19 protein-coding genes are annotated in these 18,639 nt (G+C 61.8%); 9 read left to right on the top strand and 10 right to left on the bottom strand.

The window, feature by feature from the left end; all coding sequences use genetic code 11:
• Positions 1-4 precede the first annotated feature (4 nt).
• From KBX17_RS03380 to KBX17_RS03355, 6 genes are all read left to right on the top strand, one after another.
• A complete protein-coding gene (locus tag KBX17_RS03380) occupies positions 5-1,213 on the top strand; it encodes a dicarboxylate/amino acid:cation symporter (RefSeq protein WP_255997248.1) in 1,209 nt (402 codons plus the stop codon).
• A gap of 302 nt (positions 1,214-1,515) precedes the next feature.
• Positions 1,516-2,256: a hypothetical protein gene (locus KBX17_RS03375; RefSeq protein ID WP_005287788.1), complete on the top strand. Its 741-nt coding sequence runs from the start codon at positions 1,516-1,518 to the stop codon at positions 2,254-2,256.
• A 138-nt stretch (positions 2,257-2,394) separates the two neighbouring features.
• Positions 2,395-3,927 (top strand): HNH endonuclease signature motif containing protein, encoded by a 1,533-nt coding sequence (locus KBX17_RS03370; RefSeq protein ID WP_005287791.1) that lies wholly within the window; start codon positions 2,395-2,397, stop codon positions 3,925-3,927.
• Between the two features lie 11 nt (positions 3,928-3,938).
• Positions 3,939-6,785, top strand: coding sequence for a leucine--tRNA ligase (gene leuS / locus KBX17_RS03365; RefSeq protein ID WP_005287795.1), 2,847 nt, complete (start codon positions 3,939-3,941; stop codon positions 6,783-6,785).
• On the top strand, positions 6,782-7,318 hold the full coding sequence (locus KBX17_RS03360) for a VanZ family protein (RefSeq protein ID WP_005287799.1): 537 nt from the start codon (positions 6,782-6,784) through the stop codon (positions 7,316-7,318). The genes leuS and KBX17_RS03360 overlap by 4 nt, the downstream gene beginning before the upstream one ends.
• Complete coding sequence (locus KBX17_RS03355; RefSeq protein ID WP_005287803.1) at positions 7,318-8,001, top strand: DUF3800 domain-containing protein; 684 nt, start codon at positions 7,318-7,320, stop codon at positions 7,999-8,001. Before KBX17_RS03360 ends, KBX17_RS03355 begins: the two co-directional genes overlap by 1 nt.
• 107 nt (positions 8,002-8,108) lie before the next feature.
• Here KBX17_RS03355 and KBX17_RS03350 read toward each other — a convergent pair whose 3' ends face one another.
• On the bottom strand, positions 8,109-9,056 hold the full coding sequence (locus KBX17_RS03350) for an acryloyl-CoA reductase (RefSeq protein ID WP_005287805.1): 948 nt from the start codon (positions 9,054-9,056) through the stop codon (positions 8,109-8,111).
• Positions 9,057-9,086: 30 nt separating this feature from the next.
• Here KBX17_RS03350 and KBX17_RS03345 point away from each other — a divergent pair, with 30 nt between their 5' ends.
• Entirely contained in the window at positions 9,087-9,464 is a 378-nt protein-coding gene (locus KBX17_RS03345; RefSeq protein WP_005287807.1) for a YidH family protein, read from the top strand.
• Positions 9,464-9,793, top strand: a complete 330-nt coding sequence (locus KBX17_RS03340) for a DUF202 domain-containing protein (RefSeq protein WP_005287809.1) — start codon at positions 9,464-9,466, stop codon at positions 9,791-9,793. The genes KBX17_RS03345 and KBX17_RS03340 overlap by 1 nt, the downstream gene beginning before the upstream one ends.
• Here KBX17_RS03340 and KBX17_RS03335 read toward each other — a convergent pair.
• Genes KBX17_RS03335 through KBX17_RS03325 form a run of 3 tightly spaced genes read right to left on the bottom strand, consistent with a single transcriptional unit; the run spans position 9,790 to position 12,333 of the window.
• Positions 9,790-10,599, bottom strand: coding sequence for a plasmid pRiA4b ORF-3 family protein (locus KBX17_RS03335; protein WP_255994606.1), 810 nt, complete (start codon positions 10,597-10,599; stop codon positions 9,790-9,792). The two genes, KBX17_RS03340 and KBX17_RS03335, sit on opposite strands and share 4 nt — an antisense overlap.
• Positions 10,596-11,183 (bottom strand): hypothetical protein, encoded by a 588-nt coding sequence (locus tag KBX17_RS03330; RefSeq protein WP_255994605.1) that lies wholly within the window; start codon positions 11,181-11,183, stop codon positions 10,596-10,598. The genes KBX17_RS03335 and KBX17_RS03330 overlap by 4 nt, the downstream gene beginning before the upstream one ends.
• A 19-nt stretch (positions 11,184-11,202) precedes the next feature.
• Complete coding sequence (locus KBX17_RS03325; RefSeq protein ID WP_256018647.1) at positions 11,203-12,333, bottom strand: MFS transporter; 1,131 nt, start codon at positions 12,331-12,333, stop codon at positions 11,203-11,205.
• Positions 12,334-12,446: 113 nt separating this feature from the next.
• Here KBX17_RS03325 and KBX17_RS03320 point away from each other — a divergent pair, with 113 nt between their 5' ends.
• Positions 12,447-13,196 carry a TIGR02206 family membrane protein gene (locus KBX17_RS03320; RefSeq protein ID WP_256018511.1) on the top strand — a complete coding sequence of 250 codons (750 nt, stop codon included), beginning with the start codon at positions 12,447-12,449 and terminating at the stop codon, positions 13,194-13,196.
• Here KBX17_RS03320 and KBX17_RS03315 read toward each other — a convergent pair.
• The 6 genes from KBX17_RS03315 to aceA all read right to left on the bottom strand — a co-directional run bounded on the left by KBX17_RS03315 (position 13,144) and on the right by aceA (position 18,298).
• Positions 13,144-14,715, bottom strand: coding sequence for a bifunctional ADP-dependent NAD(P)H-hydrate dehydratase/NAD(P)H-hydrate epimerase (locus KBX17_RS03315; protein WP_256018509.1), 1,572 nt, complete (start codon positions 14,713-14,715; stop codon positions 13,144-13,146). The genes KBX17_RS03320 and KBX17_RS03315 overlap by 53 nt on opposite strands.
• Positions 14,716-14,734: 19 nt before the next feature.
• Positions 14,735-15,172, bottom strand: coding sequence for a type II toxin-antitoxin system VapC family toxin (locus KBX17_RS03310; protein ID WP_256018507.1), 438 nt, complete (start codon positions 15,170-15,172; stop codon positions 14,735-14,737).
• Positions 15,169-15,411: a hypothetical protein gene (locus KBX17_RS03305; protein WP_256004083.1), complete on the bottom strand. Its 243-nt coding sequence runs from the start codon at positions 15,409-15,411 to the stop codon at positions 15,169-15,171. The genes KBX17_RS03310 and KBX17_RS03305 overlap by 4 nt, the downstream gene beginning before the upstream one ends.
• A gap of 50 nt (positions 15,412-15,461) precedes the next feature.
• Positions 15,462-16,265, bottom strand: a complete 804-nt coding sequence (locus KBX17_RS03300) for an Fpg/Nei family DNA glycosylase (RefSeq protein WP_005287836.1) — start codon at positions 16,263-16,265, stop codon at positions 15,462-15,464.
• A 10-nt stretch (positions 16,266-16,275) separates the two neighbouring features.
• Positions 16,276-16,779, bottom strand: coding sequence for a ribonuclease E activity regulator RraA (rraA, locus tag KBX17_RS03295; protein WP_255994601.1), 504 nt, complete (start codon positions 16,777-16,779; stop codon positions 16,276-16,278).
• 226 nt (positions 16,780-17,005) lie between these two features.
• Entirely contained in the window at positions 17,006-18,298 is a 1,293-nt protein-coding gene (aceA, locus tag KBX17_RS03290) for an isocitrate lyase (protein WP_005287840.1), read from the bottom strand.
• Between the last annotated feature and the right edge of the window lie 341 nt (positions 18,299-18,639).

Genomic DNA, 18,639 nt, shown 5'->3' with positions numbered 1-18,639 from the left:
AGGCATGAACACAAAGTCGATCACGAGGTCGCTGCTGTTCTGGATTGTCGTGGCCATCGTGGCCGGCATCGCCTGCAGCTTCTTCTTTCCCGAATGGCTCGCCCGCATTTTTGTCACTTTCAACGGGTTCTTCTCTAACTTCCTGGGCTTCTTCGTTCCAGTGCTGATCTTCGCGCTGATCACGCCCGCGATCGCTAGCCTCGGCCAAGGTGCCGGTAAGTGGCTCGGCATCACGGCCGGTATCGCGTACAGCTCCACGGTGATCTCAGGGCTTACTGCCTGGGGGGTCTCCGCTGTCCTGTACCCGTGGCTGCTGGGCGGCCAGTCGTTGCAGACCGATATTGAAGACGTTGATGAAGGCGCCCTCTCCCCCTTCTTCGAGGTGGAGATCGATCCTCCGTTCGCAGTGATGACCGCTCTGGTCCTGTCGTTCTGCGTGGGCTTGGCTATGACTGCGGTGAAGTCCGACACTCTCTACTCCTTCACCAAGGATCTTGAGCGCGTGATCATGAAGGTGGTCACGTCCTTTGTCATTCCGCTGCTCCCGGTCTTCATCTTCGGCATGTTCTTGAACTTGGGCATGAACGAGAACATGGCCTCCACCATGGCGGCTTTCGGCAAGGTGCTGGTGCTGTCCGTCATCATGACCGTCATCTTGCTGGTACTCCAGTACTTGATCGCCGGAGTCGTCGCGGGCGTCAATCCGTTCACCGCTCTGCGCAACATGCTGCCCGCGTACTTCACCGCCCTGGGCACTTCCTCGTCTGCGGCGACGATTCCGGTCACGCTGAAATCCACGTTGAACAACAAAGTCGATGAGAACGTCGCCGGTTTCGTCGTGCCGCTGTGCGCGACGATCCACCTGTCCGGGTCGATGATGAAGATCGCGCTCTACGCCTTCGCCGTCATCTACATGGCGGGAATGGATGTCAACCCGGGCCTCTATCTCGGCTTCATCCTCCTGCTGGGCGTCATGATGATCGCTGCGCCGGGCGTCCCGGGTGGCGCCATCATGGCAGCCACTGGCCTACTCGCCTCCATGCTTGGTTTCGACGAGAACATGGTCGGCCTCATGATCGCGGCCTACATCGTCATCGACTCCTTCGGTACCGCCGCAAACGTCACCGGCGACGGCGCCATTGCCCTCGTGGTCGATCGCTTCGCCAAGGGCCAGTTTGAGTCCAGGGATGAAGAGGTCAAAGAGCTCGCCTAGCCCTCCCCCGCCTTGAGGCCGATGTTTCACGTGAAACGTCGGCCTTTTTCATTTTCGGATTACGATGCAGTCATGGCCATATCAAAGCGCGCCGCCGTCGCTACCGCAGTTGCGCTCCTTCTGGGTGCTGCAGGTGCAGCATTCGGCTTTTCGACGGTCGACGTACCCACCCAATCCGACGCCGCTGTTTCCGTCGGTGAGTCCTCAAGCACGACCCCGGGCGTTTCTTCGTCCGGATTCTCGTCTGCTGGAAGTTCATCGAGATTCTAAAGCACACTTGTCACAAGAACCTTGGAAGAAAAATGGCCAGCCAAACCGACGTCCGCCTTGTCACCACCACATTCATTTGCAGACCGGAGGATGTCGATTCCGCGTTCCAGCGCTACCGGGAGAGGGTTGAGGGGTTGGGTGAGAGCGTCGTCACGCATTCGCTCGCACCGCGCCGATGCGCCGACGCTGACCGCGCGTTCGAGCTGTGGAACTTGCGCACTGAGGCCGCGTACGAGGGCGAGCGCGACCCGGAGAGCATGGACCTCTACCAGCTGCGCACGATTGTGCGCGTTGATCCAGCAATTGACGACGACGAAGAGCTCTCGGAGCAGCTGGCCAACCATTTCTTCCTCAGTGATCTTGAGGATAATGACCCCTACCCCAGCACCCTTGATGGGTTCGAGCCGCTGAAACTGCGCCATGCGCCGGCCGACGGGATGCGCGTGGCCAACGTGTACTTCTTGTCGCGGTCCGACAACGAGCCTCGAGTGGCCGCGTTGTACCAAGGTGCGATCGAGCGACTCGACCCAGCCGCTCACACACGGTTGGAGCCCTTCGACGTTCTGTCCAACCCTGGCGTCATCGGCCCGCTGTGGATCCGCGATGCTGCGCTCAACGTCTCCGGGGATGGCGACGGTTGGTTCTCCCCGGGCAAAGATGCGTGGGTGGGACACATCTTCACGAGCGCGCCTGACGACGCTATCAACGCCGCTCTCCAGGAAAGCTTGGGCACCAACGCGATTCTCGCGCGGGTGGATATTCGCCCGTTCTAAGACTGTCCCCCTGACCAGCGTTCATTGACAATCGATTCGAACATGCAAGCGAACGAATAGGTTCTTTCGAGCGGTGTTGTTGGGTCCGTATGCAAGTATGTTCGCATACACGTTGAACGCACCTGCAGGGGGGGAACCATGGCTGCACGAACGAGACCTGAACCGTATTTCCTGACCGAGAAACCCGATGATGACGTCGCGCTGGCCGGAGCGGAAGCGCGGGCCGCTCAACTCAAGATCTTCAAGCAGTATTGCTTTGACCCGTCTGAAGTCGAGGGTGGAGAGATCCTCGGCAACCGTGACCACGACCGTGAGACGTCTCGTCTAAGCCAACTGGCCGGGATCAACAAGCGGGCGGCGGAAGAAGGGATCTACGCGTATCAGACGCTGCGCCGCTTGCCCCGTCTACGAGAGATGCAACTCGCAACGGCGCGGTTGGATCTGGACCGCTTATCCGCTGTAGCCGCCGCGATCGGATGCTTGGGGCCCGATGCCCCGGCCGAGGCGTACGAAGCCTTCGACGATGCACTTGTGGAGATGTTCACGCCCGTCAAGACGCGGCAAGCGTTGCCGGCGCGCAACACGATCACGTTGCGGCTGAACAAGATGATCGGTGACTTCGACACCGAGGCCGCATTCGACCTGGCGAAGAAAAAGAACCGAAAGCGCACCACGCCGGGCGCTCCTCAGATCGACTTCGGGCCGGGGGCAGCTGGGTCCGATGAAGCATGGATGACGCTCTCCGCTGACAATGCCTCCATTGCAGCACTCCGCTCCAACATAAATGAAGCAGCGCGAAAAGAGAAGGTCACCCAAGCGGAGGCCGCAATCAAGCTGCTCACCGGTGACATCACCCCAGCCGCGACAGCGACGATCTACGCGTACACGCCAAAAGGTGCTGATGGCGGCGTGGACGAGTCCTCGGCCTCCTTTATTCCGGGGTTCGGGTACACGGGGGCGTCGGGAAGCGCCATGCTTCATCTTTTGGCCGAAAAGTTCGGCACAACCGTGATCGACCTCGACGCAGCAGCCACGAAAGTCGTGGCGGGCCATGATGCACCGGCGGATATGGCTGCGTTTGTCCGCGGGCGCGACGGAACCTGCATCTTCCCGGGATGCACACGGCCCGCGACGAACTGCCAGCTTGACCACCGGATCCCCTCGGACGAAGGCGGCCCCACCACCGCGAGCAATCTCTTCTGTCTGTGCCAACATCACCACAACTGCAAAACCGATCGCGGCGCCTTCTATGTCCAAGACGCACTGACTGGAGAAATCATCTGGTTGTACGACGACGGGACCTACCAGCGCATCGACCCCGACTCCATTACCGGGGCGAACCTCACCCCCACCAACCCGCGGTGGCGCCGCACGCTCGACGACGTAGAACGGTTGAGGAAGAAGGCGACCCACTTTCACGCAAAAAGTCACACCATTCTTGACGGTTACGAAAATAAGGTGGTGGCGTATGACCCCTATCTCGGTGCGGAGCGGGAAGCTGCGTGGTCCGCATACCGCCAGTGCCAAGCGGATTTGGAGAAGTTGGCGGCCCAGTATGACCTGAAGTTCCCGTTCGATCCCGTGCCGCCGAGGTGGATCCCAGATGATGAACTTGATGCACCTGAACCGGAGGCCTACACGATGCCTGAAGAGACGGAGGCCGCCTATTAGACTGACTAACCATGACTAGCGCGACTGGACCGGCGTTCCGCTACACAGCGGGCCTTGCCAACGACATTGAACAAAAGTGGCAAAAATACTGGATCGACAACGGGACGTTCAACGCCCCGAACCCAGTCGGCCCCCTCGCTGACGGTGGCGAACTTCCCGCCGACAAGCTCAACGTCCAGGACATGTTCCCCTACCCCTCCGGTGCCGGTCTACACGTCGGCCACCCGCTGGGGTACATCGCCACGGACGTGTTCGCTCGCTATAACCGCATGCTGGGCAAGAACGTCCTGCACACCCTGGGCTACGATTCCTTCGGGCTGCCCGCGGAGCAGTACGCCATTCAGACAGGCACGCACCCGCGCACGACCACGATGGCGAATATCGAGAACATGACCCGCCAGCTGGACGCGCTGGGTCTCGGCCACGATCGCCGCCGCTCCGTCGCCACGACCGATCCAGAGTTCTACCGCTGGACGCAGTGGATCTTCTTGCAGATCTTCAATTCATGGTTCGACGAGGATCAGCAGAAGGCACGCCCCATCGCGGAGCTTATCGACGAACTGACCTCCGGCAAGCGCACCACGAAGGATGGGCGTGACTACAACGGGCTGGATGACGTCGAAAAGCAAAAGGCAGTAGATGAGTTCCGCCTGGTGTACCTGTCTGATTCGATGGTGAACTGGTGCCCCGGCTTGGGAACGGTGCTGGCGAACGAAGAGGTCACGGCCGAGGGTCGGTCGGAGCGCGGCAACTACCCGGTGTTCCGTAAGCGCCTGCGCCAGTGGATGATGCGCATCACCGCGTATTCGGACCGCCTGCTCGATGACCTTGAGCTGTTGGATTGGCCCGACAAGGTCAAGGCGATGCAGCGCAACTGGGTCGGTCGTTCGCGCGGTGCGGAGGTCGCGTTCCAGTCTGAGGCTGGCCCGCTGGAGGTGTTCACCACCCGCCCCGACACGCTGTTCGGTGCGACGTATATGGTGCTCGCGCCCGAGCATGAGCTTGTCGACGCACTGACGGCCGATTCCTACCCCGCAAACGTGGACTCCCGCTGGACGTACGGAGAGCAAACCCCTGCAGAGGCTGTCGCAGCGTACAAGCGCGCGATCGCGGCGAAGTCCGACGTGGAGCGACAGGAGAACAAGGAGAAGACGGGTGTCTTCCTTGGTTCCTATGCCGTGAACCCGGTCAACGGCGAGCAGGTGCCGGTGTTCATCGCGGATTACGTTCTCACCGGTTACGGCACCGGCGCCATCATGGCGGTGCCGGCCCACGATGAACGCGACTATGAATTCGCCACCGTCTTCGGCCTGCCGATCATCCCAGTTCTCGAGGGCGGCAATATCGAGGAGGCCGCGTTCACCGAGGACGGCCCGCACATCAACTCCGCCAATGAGTCCGGTCTGGACCTCAACGGCTTGGGCAAGACGGAGTCGATTGAGAAGGCGATTGACTGGTTGGTTGAGCAGGGCTCTGGTGTTGAGCGCATCCAGTACAAGCTGCGCGACTGGCTCTTCGCTCGTCAGCGCTACTGGGGTGAGCCGTTCCCGATCGTGTACGACGACAATGGTGTCGCGCACGCGCTGCCGGAGTCGATGCTGCCGGTCGAGCTTCCGGACGTGGAGGATTACAACCCGGTCTCCTTCGATCCGGATGACGCTGATTCGGAGCCTTCTCCCCCACTGGCGAAGGCGACCGAGTGGGTCGAGGTCGAGCTCGATCTTGGGAATGGCCCTCAGAAGTACACTCGCGACACGAACGTCATGCCGCAGTGGGCGGGGTCGTCCTGGTACCAGCTGCGCTACATCGACCCGACGAACGATGAGGCGCTGTGCGACATCGAGAACGAGCGCTACTGGGCCGGACCGCAGCCGTCCAAGCACGGTGAGAATGATCCGGGTGGTGTGGACCTCTACGTCGGCGGTGTTGAGCACGCCGTGTTGCACCTGCTGTACTCGCGTTTCTGGCACAAGGTGCTCTACGACCTGGGCCACGTGACCTCCAAGGAGCCGTACCGCCGCCTGTACAACCAGGGCTACATCCAGGCCTACGCCTACACGGATTCACGTGGCGTGTACGTGCCGGCTGCTGAGGTTGAGGAGAAGGACGGAAAGTTCTTCTACCAGGGCGAAGAGGTCAAGCAGGAGTACGGCAAGATGGGCAAGTCCCTCAAGAATGCCGTGGCTCCCGATGAGATCGCGCGCGATTTCGGTGCCGATACGCTGCGTGTTTATGAGATGTCGATGGGTCCGCTGGACACCTCCCGCCCGTGGGCGACGAAGGATGTCGTAGGTTCGCACCGCTTCCTGCAGCGCCTGTGGCGACTCGTGGTCGATGAAGAGACCGGTGAGGTCGATGTCTTCGATGAGCCCATGACCGACGAAGACGCGAAACAGCTCAACCGCACGATCGCCGGTGTCCGCGACGACTACGCGAACCTGCGCGACAACACGGTCGTGGCGAAGCTCATCGAGTACGTCAACTACCTGACCAAGGCGCGCGAGAAATCCGGTGCGAATGTTTCACGTGAAACGGTGGAGCCGCTCGTGCAGATGGTCTCCCCGCTCGCGCCGCACATCGCCGAAGAGCTGTGGGCGCGTCTCGGCCACTCCGGCACGATCACGTTCGAGTCCTTCCCCACATTCGACGAGAGCTTGCTGACCGACGACACCGTCGAGATCCCCGTCCAGATCAACGGCAAGGTCCGCGCGCGTGTCGACGTCCCCACCGACGCCTCCAAGGACGACATCGAGGCGATCGCGGTTGCGGACGAGCGCGTCGCATCGCTTATCGACGGCAAGAACGTGGTCAAAACCATCGTCGTCCCAGGACGAATGGTCAACCTCGTGGTGAAATGACGGTGACAAGCCGCCGGGCAGCGGCCGGAGCGCTCGCAGCGTATTCGGGCGTGGTCATTGCGTTGACCATGCTCAAGGCGTTCTTTCGGATTGGGTACCTCTGGGATCCCGCGAACCAGATGCGGAGGGGCGTCTCGCTTGTCCCCTTCTCGGACCTGGTTGAGGCGAAATCGTGGTTCGGGCCGCTCTTCGGATACGGAGGCAATATCGCGTTCTTCGTCCCGGTTGGCGTGCTCGCATTCATTCTTTTTGAACGTGCACGCCGACCGGTGCTCACCGCGACTCTCTTCGGTGCCGGGTTCAGCCTGCTCATCGAGGTGTCGCAGTACGTTTTCGGGCTAGGGTACTCCGATATTGATGACTTCCTCATGAACACCCTCGGCGCGTTCATCGGCGCGAAGATCGCCCAGTGGTTCGGCCCACGGCTGCACAAGGTCTGGATCGGTCTCGCGTACGGTGTCGTTTTCCTGTTCATCTCCCTCGTCCTCGCCGGTGAGAGCTTTGGAGATCCGGAGAAAATTAAGCAGGTTTGATGGATTCAGGTACGAGCACATCGACTCTTTTCGTTTTCATTGACGAGTCGGGGGATATGCAGTTCGGCCCTAAGGCTTCGCAGCATTTCGTGTTGTCCGCGGTATGCCTGCGTGATCCGGTCTACACCGCGTCTGTCATGCAGCGATTGAAGTATGACCTGATGGCTGAGGGAAGCGAAGATCTAGAATTCCACGCGACGGAGAACACTAAAGGGACAAGGAAGCGGGTCGTCGATACGATTTGTGGGCTTGACGGTCTACGGGTCCACACTGTGTGGATCAATAAGGCTTTTGCTGCTCCTAATCTTCAGAATGAGATCGAGTTATTTCGCCTCTTCGGCGCAGCTATGGGGCGCTGGGTGGGCAAAGCCTTAGTGGATGACGGGGATCAGCAAGTAATCATGATCTTCGATTCGGTGCTCACGGGTAAGAAACGCAACGCATTCTTGAAGAAAATCAAGCCGATCCTGGGCGAACTTGGGGTGAAGTACAGGGTGCTTTTCCACCCAGTCAAGCAGGATCTGAACGGGCAGATCGCGGACTACTTCTCCTGGGCTGCATACCGAACGTTAGAGCGTCAGGATTCTGCCACGGAAGATCGCCTTAAAGAGGCCGTCCACTGGGATGACTTCAATCTATTCCAGAAGGGAGACCGCGTGTACTGGCGGAGACCCACAAAGTAGCGACCACCCCGCCTACCGTCCAAGACGGAGAGCCGAGGGGCTCTTCTTAGCGGGGTGGAACCTTTGTGATCAGTTTAACTCGCCTTTAGGCCCGAGTCCATGCTGATTTAGATCTTCACAACGGTACGGCCGTGGCGGGCGTTACCCTCCAACAGGTCAGCACCAGCCTGGATAGCGCCTTCGAGATCAACGGTCTCGGTGTAGGTGGCCAGCTTGTCGGTGTCGAGGGACTCCGCAAGCAGGTTCCAGGCTTCCTCGCGGTGCTCGGATGGGGAGTCAACGGAGTTGATGCCGACAAGGTTCACTCCGCGGAGAATGAACGGCATGACCGTCGTCTCCAGGTCCGCGCCGGCTGCCAGGCCGCAGGCAGTGACAACGCCGCCCCACTTGGTCTGAGCGAGAACATTGGCCAACGGTGTGGACCCGACAGAGTCGATCGCACCCGCAAAGCGTGCCTTCTGCAGAGGTTTGCCCTGCTCAGAGAGCTCAAAGCGGTCGATGATGTCAGCGGCGCCGAGGCCGCGGAGGTAATCGCCGTACTCGTCGACACGCCCGGTAGCCGCGACGACCTCGTGTCCGCGTGAGGCTAGGAGCTGAATGGCGATGGAGCCAACACCGCCGGTCGCCCCCGTGACAAGGACCGGGCCGGACGGGTTGTTGTGGGCGGAGAAACGCTCGTAGGCCACAACGGACAGCGCGGCGGTGTAGCCGGCGGTGCCGATGGCGGCGGCGGTCCACGCGTCGAAACGCTCAGGCACGCGGGTGATCTTGTCGGCGTCGATACGCAGCTGCTCGGTGTAGCCGCCGTTGCGCTTCTCGCCAATGCCCCAGCCGTTGACGGTGACCAGGGAGCCGTCGTCAAGCGTGCCCACTGCGTCGATGCCCGGAACGATGGGTAGCTCGCGCACGATGGCTTTGTCGCCCGCGAGCGCCATGCCGTCCTTGTAATTGACGGAAGAGTGGGACACGGTGAGCAGCGTGTCGCCCTCCCCTGCATGCTCGGGGGTGGTGTCGACGATTTCGGGGCCATTGTCAGTAATGAGAAGAGTGCTCATGCGCCCCAGGGTAGCCCTACACTGGACACCATGAGCGAGAAGAACCCGGACCAGCGCGGATGGTTCACGCGCACCGTGTTTCCCGACGGGGACGAGCCTGATCCGCGCTTCACGCTGGCCAACGAGCGAACATTCCTGGCCTGGACCCGCACGGCGCTCGCATTCCTCGCGGGCGGTATCGCTCTGGAGGCCTTCGCGCTACCGGGAATTGACGAGGAGTGGCGCCAGATCGCGGCCATCGTGCTCATTCTCGTCGGATTGCTCATCGCGCTGGGCTCCGCGGTGCGTTGGGTCCACTTGGAGCGGGCGCTGCGCCACAAGAAACCGTTGCCGGCGCCTGCGGTGGTTCCGCTGCTCGGAGTCGGCATCGCGTTGGCCAGCTTGGTCGTGCTGATCGGGCTGTTCTGATGGCCCCTTCCCCCATCCCCGTCGCAGACGAAGGGCTCCAACCCGAACGCACAGCGATGTCGTGGACCCGCACGGCGTTGGCCATGGCAGTCTGCTCGCTCACCCTTTTACGCTGGTCGCGGCCGTATTCCGCGCTCGTGTTCGGAGCTATGGGGCTGCTCGCCCTCCTGGCTATGGCCATCATCGTGCGCAACCGCGCCGAGTATCGTGCGGAGGCCGAGGGATTGAGCCACGAGCGTATCGACGCCAACGTGTTCGGCGTCCTCACCATCACCCTAGGAATGACTGTGCTCGGCGGGCTGGGCCTACACCTAGTGGTACAGGCTTAGTCCTTCTCGTCCCGCTCGTCGCTGTCGGTGTCGGTCCCATCGTCTGGCTCTTCCGTCAGTTCGCTCGCCTGGTCGGCGAAGAACTCCGACATGGCGGCAATGAGGGTGGGGTTGCGCTCCGGATTGGGGTCTAAGTCGAGGATCTGCTGCAGGTCAGGGCGGGACTGCACGAAGGAATCGAACCCCTCGATGATCTCAGGGGCGCGGGGGTCATCCATGAGCTCATCGTCGTTGGTGAGGAAGAGGTTCTCCGCGGTGTATGCGATGCGCTCAGCGACGGAGGGGTGATGGGCGTGCGAGAGACGTTCGACCAAGCGCTCCGGACTCATCACCGGCATGAAGCTCAGGAGCAGGGGTGATACCTTCAGGTCCGGTTCGAGACCGGCGGCGAGCCGGAGAGCCTCGGTGTGGAAGGCCGACATCATGTCCGGGCTGCCGCAGGCTTCGAGGACGTCGGGGCCTAAGGCGTCGACAAGCATGGGCGAGGGCATGTCGACGTCGGTGGTGCCCAGCACATCGATGCTGACCGCCCAGGTCGCGGCTGGGTCATAGAAGTACGTCATGCCGTCGATGTCGGCGACGGTGAGGGTGTGCTCGCTCAGTTCCCCGTCGGTCGGTTCATCGGTGTAAAGGGTGCGGGAGCCACCGTCCTCGCTGGCGAAGAAATGGTCGGACGTGCCGCTGAAGCCGAATGCCGCATCAATGAGCGCGGCCATGCCGGAAAGGTCAATAGCGTCCTCGACGTTCAGGACGCGCGTGATTTCGGGGCGCGAACCCTGTACCGTCATGGACAGCGTGACAATCATTGGGGATCCCCACCAAGCAAGATAGCCAGCGCAGATTCATCGGAATCGTTGACGATGTGGAGCGTCTTCACGCCGTCCTGGGTGCAACCAATCGTGGATGGTTCCAAAGGAATGTTCTCGAGTACAAGGCCGTCCGACAGAGCAAGGACAGCGTGCTCGAACTCTGGGGTGACCATGAACACGAACTCAGCACCCGGGTAGATGCGCAGTTCGGCACCGACCGCCGGGTAGGCGGTCTCGACGGGGCTGTCTTGTCCGAAAAGCGAGCCGACGAAGACGCGCGCTTCACCTGCAGACTTGCCGGAGAAGCTCAGTAGTGTGAACGGTTCAGGGACGAAGCTGTCGAAACGGCGCGGGGCACGCTCATCCTCGGGCAGTGCTAGTGCGAGCTGGATGCCGCGGCGGGTGAAGTCCTGCGCGCCGGAGAACAAAGCTCCGTTGTCCCCCGAACCCTCGCCTGAAAAAAGCCAGGTGAAGGTCTGGTTGTTGGTCTTTCCCGGGCGGGACACTCGCCACGGCCCGATGGCAAGCGGCAGGGAGCGCACCTCGACCTCGGCGGCGTTGTCGTATTCCATGCTCGTCATGCAGTTCAGGGTACCTGTGTTAGCGCAGGATCGGGCGAGCTCGCAAACTGAGTTCAGCCATTGCGAGTGCGCCGAGCACTGCGGTGATTAGAAGGGTGCCCGGGAAGAACCCGGCATCCACTGGGATGGCACCCACGGCCGAACCGCTGGCAATGCCCACTTGGAACGTGACCACGTAGATAGACGATGCGCGGTTCTGGTTGTCCTCCCCCGCAAAGAGGAAGATTGTCGTCGCTGCAGTAGGCAACCCACCGCCAGCAGTACCGAGAAAGACGACGACGAGGAGGGCGGGGATGAGGGCGAGGGCGGGGGAAGCACTGATCAGCCCCAGGGCGAGCGCACCGAGGATGCCCGCAACGACAATGAGACCCGAGAAGATGAAGTTCATGCGGATCATGCGGCGGTCGGAGCGGCGGCCCGCAGAAAGAACACCGGCGATGCCGAAGAGGCCGTAACCGGCGAGCCCGAGCGCCACGAAGGTCTCGCCGATCGTGCGCTCGACGAACAGGCCCAGGTAGGTGTAGGAGCAGAACAGCGCCGTGATCACCAGCGTTAAATAGAGCACGAGGGCAGGTAGCGCAGATTTCTGGTTGGCTTCCCCGCTTTTGCCTGCGGGCGGGATGGCGGGCATGGACGGCAGGAAGAACAACAGCGCCGCGAACGAGCCTGCGACAAGCACTCCGAGCAGCCAGGTAGCGTTGCGCCACCCGATCGCACCGCCGACGAGAGTGGTCAGCGGCGAGCCCATGACCAGTGCCATCGTCGAACCCAGCGACACAACGCCTATCGCGCGGCCGGTCATTCCCTTCGGTGCGAGCCGGGCTGCCATGGGGTTGACGAGAGACCAGAACAACCCGTGCGTGAAGGCAGCGCACACGCGCCCGGCGACAAGCATCCAATAGTTCGCCGCGGTGGCCTGCAGCGCGATGCCGGCGAGCAAAAAGATCAGCGTGGCCATGAACAGTGGTTTTCTGTCCAGTTTGCGGGTGATCTCCATGAGCGGAATGGTGACCACGGCGACAAGGCCCGCGTACACAGTCATGAGCAGCCCGATTTGGCCCTCGGTGACCCCTAGGTCCTCCGCCATCGGGCTGATGAGGCCGACGGCGAACATCTCGAAAGTGACGTACACGAAGGCAGCGAAGCCCATCGTCGACAGCGGAAGCACAGGAAATTGTTGTTGCACAGGGCCACGCTAAACCTCTCCCATAAATTTCGCAGTTCAATGTTTTCAGCCCCACACTTGGTGGTAGAACGTTAAACATGCCGATTCAGCCGCCAGACTGGGAGTCGCGCCACACAGGCCAGTCGTACCCCACGATCACACAGTACGACCGGAAGCACCTGTCGATTCTGGTGCTGTTCATCTTCCTCTGCGGCATCCTGGTCATGGCTGTGAAGAAGCTTCCCGGCTCAGTGGTGAAGGCCTCTCGCAAGGTGGCCTCCGCCATCATGCTGCTGATCTCCACGGCGTATTTCGTGTGGGTGCTCAGTCCGTCACGCATCGTTTGGGACGAGACAGCTCCGTTCCATGTCACCGACCTACTGCGTTACATCACGCCGCTGGCCTTGGGGACCGAAAACCCGACAGCCACAGCGCTGTCGTACTACTGGGGTTTCTTCCTCAACCCGATGGCCATTTTCTTCCCGGACATGGCGTACGTGCAGGACAATTGGCGCCTGCAAGAGCTCGGCTACTGGTACTTCCACCTAGCGGCGACGATCGTTCCTGTCGTGCTCACCTTCGGGCTGGGCTACCGGCCGTCATGGAAGGACTGGCGTGTGGTTTCCGGTATCACCATGGCGTGGGCAGGCCTCTCCGGCGTGGTGAACAAGCTCACCGGCGGCAACTACTTCTTCAGTGCCGGCCACCCGCGCGGCTGGTCCCCGCTGCACTGGTTCGGCCCATGGCCCTGGTACCTGCTCATATGCGTACCCGGTGTACCGGTCGTCTTCTCGCTTATGACCATCGCCTGGCCCGGTAACCGGCGGGAACTCCTTGTAGCACGTTGAGGTTCGCAGTCGCGGCGGGTATTGCCTGCGCAATTTTCGACGCATGCGTCGGCCCCGCCCCGTATTCCGTCTGCGCCGAGATCCACGCCGCCACCGCGTGAACAGTGACCGATTGGTAGATGCCGTACATCCCGTCGCGCGCCATCCGTGCACCCATCAGCCCGGCCAGCACGTCACCTGATCCAGGTGTGGCCGCCCACGAGGTTCCGCAGTCCACAACGATGGCGTGGTCCTGATCCGGGTTGGCGACGATGGTGCTCCTCCCCTTTCGCACAACAGCGCAGTTCAACGTTGTTGCAAGAGCTTTGGTCTCGGTGAGCCGGTCAGCGGGTGCGATTCCGAGCGCGTCCCGCAGCCGCTCGAACTCTCCGTCGTGCGGGGTGAGCACTGTTTCTGCCTCTCTCTGTTCCAGCAGGTCGCGTAGTTCTGGGTCGCGGGTCAGGAGGGTGAGGCCGTCGGCGTCGATAAGCAACGGCTCCTCACGTCCGAGAAGCAGCGCGAGCTCGCTGCTGGCCGCGGAATCTGTGCCAACACCCGGGCCGAACACCCACGCCTGCACGCGCCCGGCGTCTTCGAGCTTGTGCGTGACGACGACCTCCGGCAGCGCCCGCACCACCTCCAACGCCTGAGGCCCGGCGTAACGAACCATCGCCGGTGTCGCATTGACAGCGCCAATAGTGGCGAGGATCGCCGCGCCGGGATATGTATCGCTGCCAGCGCGGATGCCCACGACTCCGCCGCTGTACTTATCGTCCGCCGGGCGGGGCTCCGTGTCCGGTTCATTGTCGGGGCGGAGCGGATCGAGCGCGTCAGGGACGGGCAGCTCGGAGGACACAGCACGGAAGAGGAGGGTGTCGCTCTCCCAAACGCGAAGTTCATCGGCGATCGTGCGGCCGTCATGAATGTGCGGGTGGGCGAGCAGCTGGATGCCGCACTCCGGGGCGAGACCGTGCGCGCGGCGCCATCCGCCGAACGTGACTGTCGCGTCGGCGATGACGTGGACCTCGCCCTTCTCTCCTGTATCCGCGTCAATGCCCGAGGGCACGTCGACCGCCAACACGTGGGCGTACCAGTCGGTGAGGTGGTCGAGCACCTGCTTGACCTCCTCGCCCAGGCTGCCCGCGCCACCGAGGCCAGTGAGCCCGTCGATGGCGAGGCGGTAGTTCTGCTCCTGCATCGGGGCACTATCAAGGACGGTGCCGCCGGCGTTGCGGAAGGCCTCCAAGGCAGGTTCGTGGGCGCTCCCCCACGCCAGCCAGGCGTCCACTTTGTGGCCGGCAAGTGCCAGTTCAGCACCGGCATAGAGAGCGTCGCCGCCGTTGCCGCCCTTGCCCACCAAGAGCACAATGCGGGGGTTCTCGCGGTAGTGTTCCAAGAAGTCCGGCCAGGTCAGCATTGTTTCTGCCGCCAGGAAGACGGCGTGGGCCGCCGATTTCATGAGTTCGTCGGGTTCGCGTTGCGCGTCGAGAAGCGGGCGCTCTGCCGCGCGGATCTGTTCGGCTGTGTAAGCGTGCAGCATGCACCCCAGCGTAGGTGCGTTACGTGTCTTGCGCGTCGAGTGGAGAAAACCAACGCAGGCCCTGAAAGCGAGCAAAGTCGCTATCGAAAGAGCAGATGGAGGTGCCGTGCTCGATAGCGAGAGCGGCAAGATGAGCATCGGTGACAAGGGCCCCACGGGCGTCACTGTCGACGGTGAGGGTGCGCAGGATACTCGCGTGCTGAGGACCAGGTTGGGGCACCCAGGAGTTCGGGTGTCTCAACCAGTTTTCGATGTAGTCACTCGCGCGAGAAGGTGTGAGCGGCATAGCGAACAGTGCAGGGTTCGTGGTGATCCTTTGAAACGCCAGCAAGCAAATCCACGGGAAGCCGACCCGTTCAGGGCCGCGCAGAGCACGATCAAGCCATGACGAGGCTTCAGCGTAATGCGTCGCGTTCTCATCAGACGCGTAGATAAGCACGTTTGCGTCGATGATCATTGCACGCGCCGGCCGAGTCTTTCGCGATCTTCCAGATCCAAGATCTCACTAACTTTGATGCACTCGACCTTCATTCCCATCGGCTCCGACATGGGGATATAGTCCACTGCACTATCTTTTCGGGGCAATCCGGCGCGTGCAAGATCATTGACCGCTTCACCCACGCTGGTGCCTTTCTCAGCTGCGATAGCGCGGGCGGCGGTGTACACCTCTTCATCGAGCCGGATCGTGAGCCTCATGAAACCGACGCTAGCACCAGTGGTGACGCAGTTCAAGACCGGTTTCTAAGTTACTGGCAGCCCGGGCACCAGTAGAGTTTCCGGCCCTCGCTCACCTTCATCTCGATCGGTGTGCCGCAGATGTAGCACGGGTCGCCCGCCCGGCGGTAGACGTAGACCTCTCCGCCATGGTCGTCCTTGCGCGGGTCGCGCCCCATGGTCTCCGGGGTGTGGTCGGGGCGGACGGTGTCGATGCGCCCGTTGTCGACACCGTAGGCCATGAGCTCTACAAGATCGGTCCAGATCGCGTCGAACTGAGCGCGGCTCAGTAGTGTCCCGGGGACCGTCGGATCGATGCCTTGCCGGAAGAGCACCTCCGCGCGGTAGATATTGCCCACACCGGCGAAGAGCTTCTGGTCCATCAGAAGCGAACCGATGGAGCGCTTCGATCGGTGGATTTTCGCGTAGAGCGCGTCCGGAGGGGTCGCCTCCACAATCGGATCGAAGCCAGACCGGGCGATGATCGCGTCGACCTCATCGTCGGTGAGCAGCTTGCAGAACTGCGGTCCGCGCAGGTTAGCGGCAATCGTACCGTTGGAGATGTGGAGACGGATCTGGCCCCAGTTGTCCTCGGCGGGCTCGAAACGCAACGAGCCGATCAGGCCCAGGTGAATGTAGACCACGTGCTCGACGTGGGGCGCGTCGAAGTCGACGAACAGGTGCTTGCCGTGGGCGGTGGCGCGGGTGAGACGTGAGCCGTCGATAAGCGATGCTTGCGTGAAGCGCCCCTGCGGACTGGTCACCTCCACCGGGGCGCTGCGGAAATTCGCGTTGAGTTCGCGGGCGAGACGGTGGAGAACGTGACCTTCGGGCATTGAGCGGAGTTTACTCGGGCTCCACCGGGTTCTCCGAAACGACGACGCCGTCTGAGTCCGCGTAGACGTACTGGCCGGGGATGAAGTCGATGCCGCCCAGGCGGAGCACGATGTTCTCCTCGCCGACGCCGTCTTTGTTGGACTTACGCGGGTTGGTGCCCAGAGCCATGCAGCCGAACTCCATCTTGGCCACCTCCGCGGAGTCGCGGATCGGGCCGTTGATGATCACGCCGGCCCAGCCGTTGTTCACGCCAGCCTCAGCGATCATGTCGCCCATCAGAGCAGTGTGCATCGACGCGTGACCGTCCACCACGAGGACCTTGCCCTCGCCGGGAGAGTTCAGCGTCTTCTTGACCAAGCCGTTGTCTTGGAAGCAGGAAATCGTGTGGATCTCACCGCAGAACTCGATCCTCCCGCCGAAGTTGCGGAACTGGATGTCGCAGCTGCGCACATCCTTGTCGTGGATGTCGGCGATGTCAGCGGTGGCAATGAACTGGATGCTCGAGTCAGTCATGGCGGGATGCTCCTTCGGGTTTGGTGGGTTCTGGTTTACGAGTTTACGCGGTGTCATCCTGCAAAAGATGACAAACCGGATTTCTGTCTGGAACTGTCCTCGCAGGTCACGGTGATGTGGGTGGGTAAATCGAAACCGAGTTTGTCATCTTTTGCAGCGCGCCCGCGCATCGAAAAACCCGCACTGCGCAGCGGCAGTGCGGGTTTAGTCCGTTCAAGCTTTCAGCTTAGAACTGGCCCTCCTCGGTGGAGCCCTTCAGGGCGGTGGTGGAGGAGTTCGGGTCGACGGTGGTGGCAACGCGGTCGAAGTAGCCGGCACCGACCTCGCGCTGGTGTTTCACAGCGGTGAAGCCGCGGTCGGATGCTGCCTGGAACTCGCGGTTCTGCAGGTCGACGAAGGCCGGCATGCCCTCGCGAGCGTAGCCGTAGGCCAGGTCGAACATGGAGTAGTTGAGGGCGTGGAAGCCAGCCAGCGTGATGAACTGGAAGGTGAAGCCCATCTTGCCCAGCTCCTTCTGGAACTTGGCGATCTCTTCCTCGTCCAGGTGGGAGGACCAGTTGAAGGACGGGGAGCAGTTGTAGGCCAGCAGCTGGTCCGGGAACTCCTCGTGGACACCGTCAGCGAACTTCTTCGCCAGCTCGAGGTCCGGAGTGCCGGTCTCCATCCAGATCAGGTCAGCGTACGGAGCGTAGGACTTTGCGCGCGCGATGCAGGGCTCAACGCCGTTCTGGACGTAGTAGTAGCCCTCAGCGGAACGCTCGCCGGTGAGGAACTTCGCGTCGCGCTCGTCGACGTCGGAGGTCAGCAGGGTTGCAGCCTCAGCGTCGGTGCGGCCGATGACAACAGTCGGGACGTTGAGAACGTCTGCAGCCAAGCGAGCGGAGGACAGAGTGCGGATGTGCTGCTGGGTCGGGATGAGGACCTTGCCGCCCAGGTGGCCGCACTTCTTCTCGGAAGCGAGCTGGTCCTCCCAGTGGGTACCAGCGGCACCAGCCTGGATCATTGCGCGCTGCAGCTCGTAAACGTTCAGTGCGCCACCGAAGCCAGCCTCACCGTCAGCGACGATCGGGACGAGCCAGTTGTCCACGGAGGTGTCGCCCTCGACGCGGGAGATCTGGTCAGCGCGGGTCAGGGCGTTGTTGATGCGGCGGACAACGTTCGGCACGGAGTTAGCCGGGTACAGGGACTGGTCCGGGTAGGTGTTGCCGGAGAGGTTGGCGTCACCTGCGACCTGCCAGCCGGAGAGGTACACAGCCTGCAGGCCTGCACGGACCTGCTGAACGGCCTGGTTACCGGTCAGGGCACCCAGGGCGTGGATGTAGGAGCCGTCGCCCTTGGTGATGCCGTCCCAAAGGATCTCAGCACCGCGGCGAGCGAGGGTCTGCTCCTCGACGACGTTGCCCTGCAGGTCAGCAACCTGCTGTGCGGTGTAGTCGCGGGTGATGCCCTTCCAGCGGGGGTTCTCGTCCCAATCCTTCTGGATTTCCTCAGCGGTACGAGCCTGTCCTGTGGTGGTCATATACCTGTCCCCTTTCTATGGGATCTGTTGTTTGAAGCCGCTCACCCAGCGAAAGTGAAGTGAGCCACGCTGTTGGCGTTCAACGACTAGTATCACCATCCGCTCACTAGTCCGTCAATACGGGGCGTGGTTTGCGTTGGTTAGCGGCGTGGCTCGGGGGTCAGGATGACGGGAAAGTCGCAGCTTGAGAGCTTTTTGCTTATCGACGTGCGCGACCAGCCTGACAGTCGTCCGACTTTTGACTAACAATTTCGGGGGTAGCGTGACAGCAATCACTTAATGTTTCGCATAATGCGCACGCAACAATTTAAGGCAACCTAGACTGGTGCCATACATCTTCT

The sequence above is a fragment of the Corynebacterium sp. CCUG 65737 genome (assembly GCF_024454115.1).
GTDB classification, from domain to species: Bacteria; Actinomycetota; Actinomycetes; order Mycobacteriales; family Mycobacteriaceae; genus Corynebacterium; species Corynebacterium genitalium.
Note: the sequence above shows the minus strand (reverse complement) of the source record. Positions and strands in the feature narration are given on the sequence as shown.

Coding starts and splice junctions, on each gene's coding strand:
- KBX17_RS03375 (WP_005287788.1), top strand. CDS start 1,516: ATGGCCAGCCAAACCGACGTCCGCCTTGTCACCACCACATTCATTTGC.
- KBX17_RS03335 (WP_255994606.1), bottom strand. CDS start 10,599: ATGATTGTCACGCTGTCCATGACGGTACAGGGTTCGCGCCCCGAAATC.
- leuS (WP_005287795.1), top strand. CDS start 3,939: ATGACTAGCGCGACTGGACCGGCGTTCCGCTACACAGCGGGCCTTGCC.
- KBX17_RS03310 (WP_256018507.1), bottom strand. CDS start 15,172: ATGATCATCGACGCAAACGTGCTTATCTACGCGTCTGATGAGAACGCG.
- KBX17_RS03360 (WP_005287799.1), top strand. CDS start 6,782: ATGACGGTGACAAGCCGCCGGGCAGCGGCCGGAGCGCTCGCAGCGTAT.
- KBX17_RS03340 (WP_005287809.1), top strand. CDS start 9,464: ATGGCCCCTTCCCCCATCCCCGTCGCAGACGAAGGGCTCCAACCCGAA.
- KBX17_RS03370 (WP_005287791.1), top strand. CDS start 2,395: ATGGCTGCACGAACGAGACCTGAACCGTATTTCCTGACCGAGAAACCC.
- KBX17_RS03315 (WP_256018509.1), bottom strand. CDS start 14,715: ATGCTGCACGCTTACACAGCCGAACAGATCCGCGCGGCAGAGCGCCCG.
- rraA (WP_255994601.1), bottom strand. CDS start 16,779: ATGACTGACTCGAGCATCCAGTTCATTGCCACCGCTGACATCGCCGAC.
- KBX17_RS03355 (WP_005287803.1), top strand. CDS start 7,318: ATGGATTCAGGTACGAGCACATCGACTCTTTTCGTTTTCATTGACGAG.
- KBX17_RS03325 (WP_256018647.1), bottom strand. CDS start 12,333: ATGGGCTTCGCTGCCTTCGTGTACGTCACTTTCGAGATGTTCGCCGTC.
- KBX17_RS03345 (WP_005287807.1), top strand. CDS start 9,087: ATGAGCGAGAAGAACCCGGACCAGCGCGGATGGTTCACGCGCACCGTG.
- KBX17_RS03350 (WP_005287805.1), bottom strand. CDS start 9,056: ATGAGCACTCTTCTCATTACTGACAATGGCCCCGAAATCGTCGACACC.
- KBX17_RS03300 (WP_005287836.1), bottom strand. CDS start 16,265: ATGCCCGAAGGTCACGTTCTCCACCGTCTCGCCCGCGAACTCAACGCG.
- KBX17_RS03320 (WP_256018511.1), top strand. CDS start 12,447: ATGCCGATTCAGCCGCCAGACTGGGAGTCGCGCCACACAGGCCAGTCG.
- aceA (WP_005287840.1), bottom strand. CDS start 18,298: ATGACCACCACAGGACAGGCTCGTACCGCTGAGGAAATCCAGAAGGAT.
- KBX17_RS03330 (WP_255994605.1), bottom strand. CDS start 11,183: ATGACGAGCATGGAATACGACAACGCCGCCGAGGTCGAGGTGCGCTCC.
- KBX17_RS03305 (WP_256004083.1), bottom strand. CDS start 15,411: ATGAGGCTCACGATCCGGCTCGATGAAGAGGTGTACACCGCCGCCCGC.
- KBX17_RS03380 (WP_255997248.1), top strand. CDS start 5: ATGAACACAAAGTCGATCACGAGGTCGCTGCTGTTCTGGATTGTCGTG.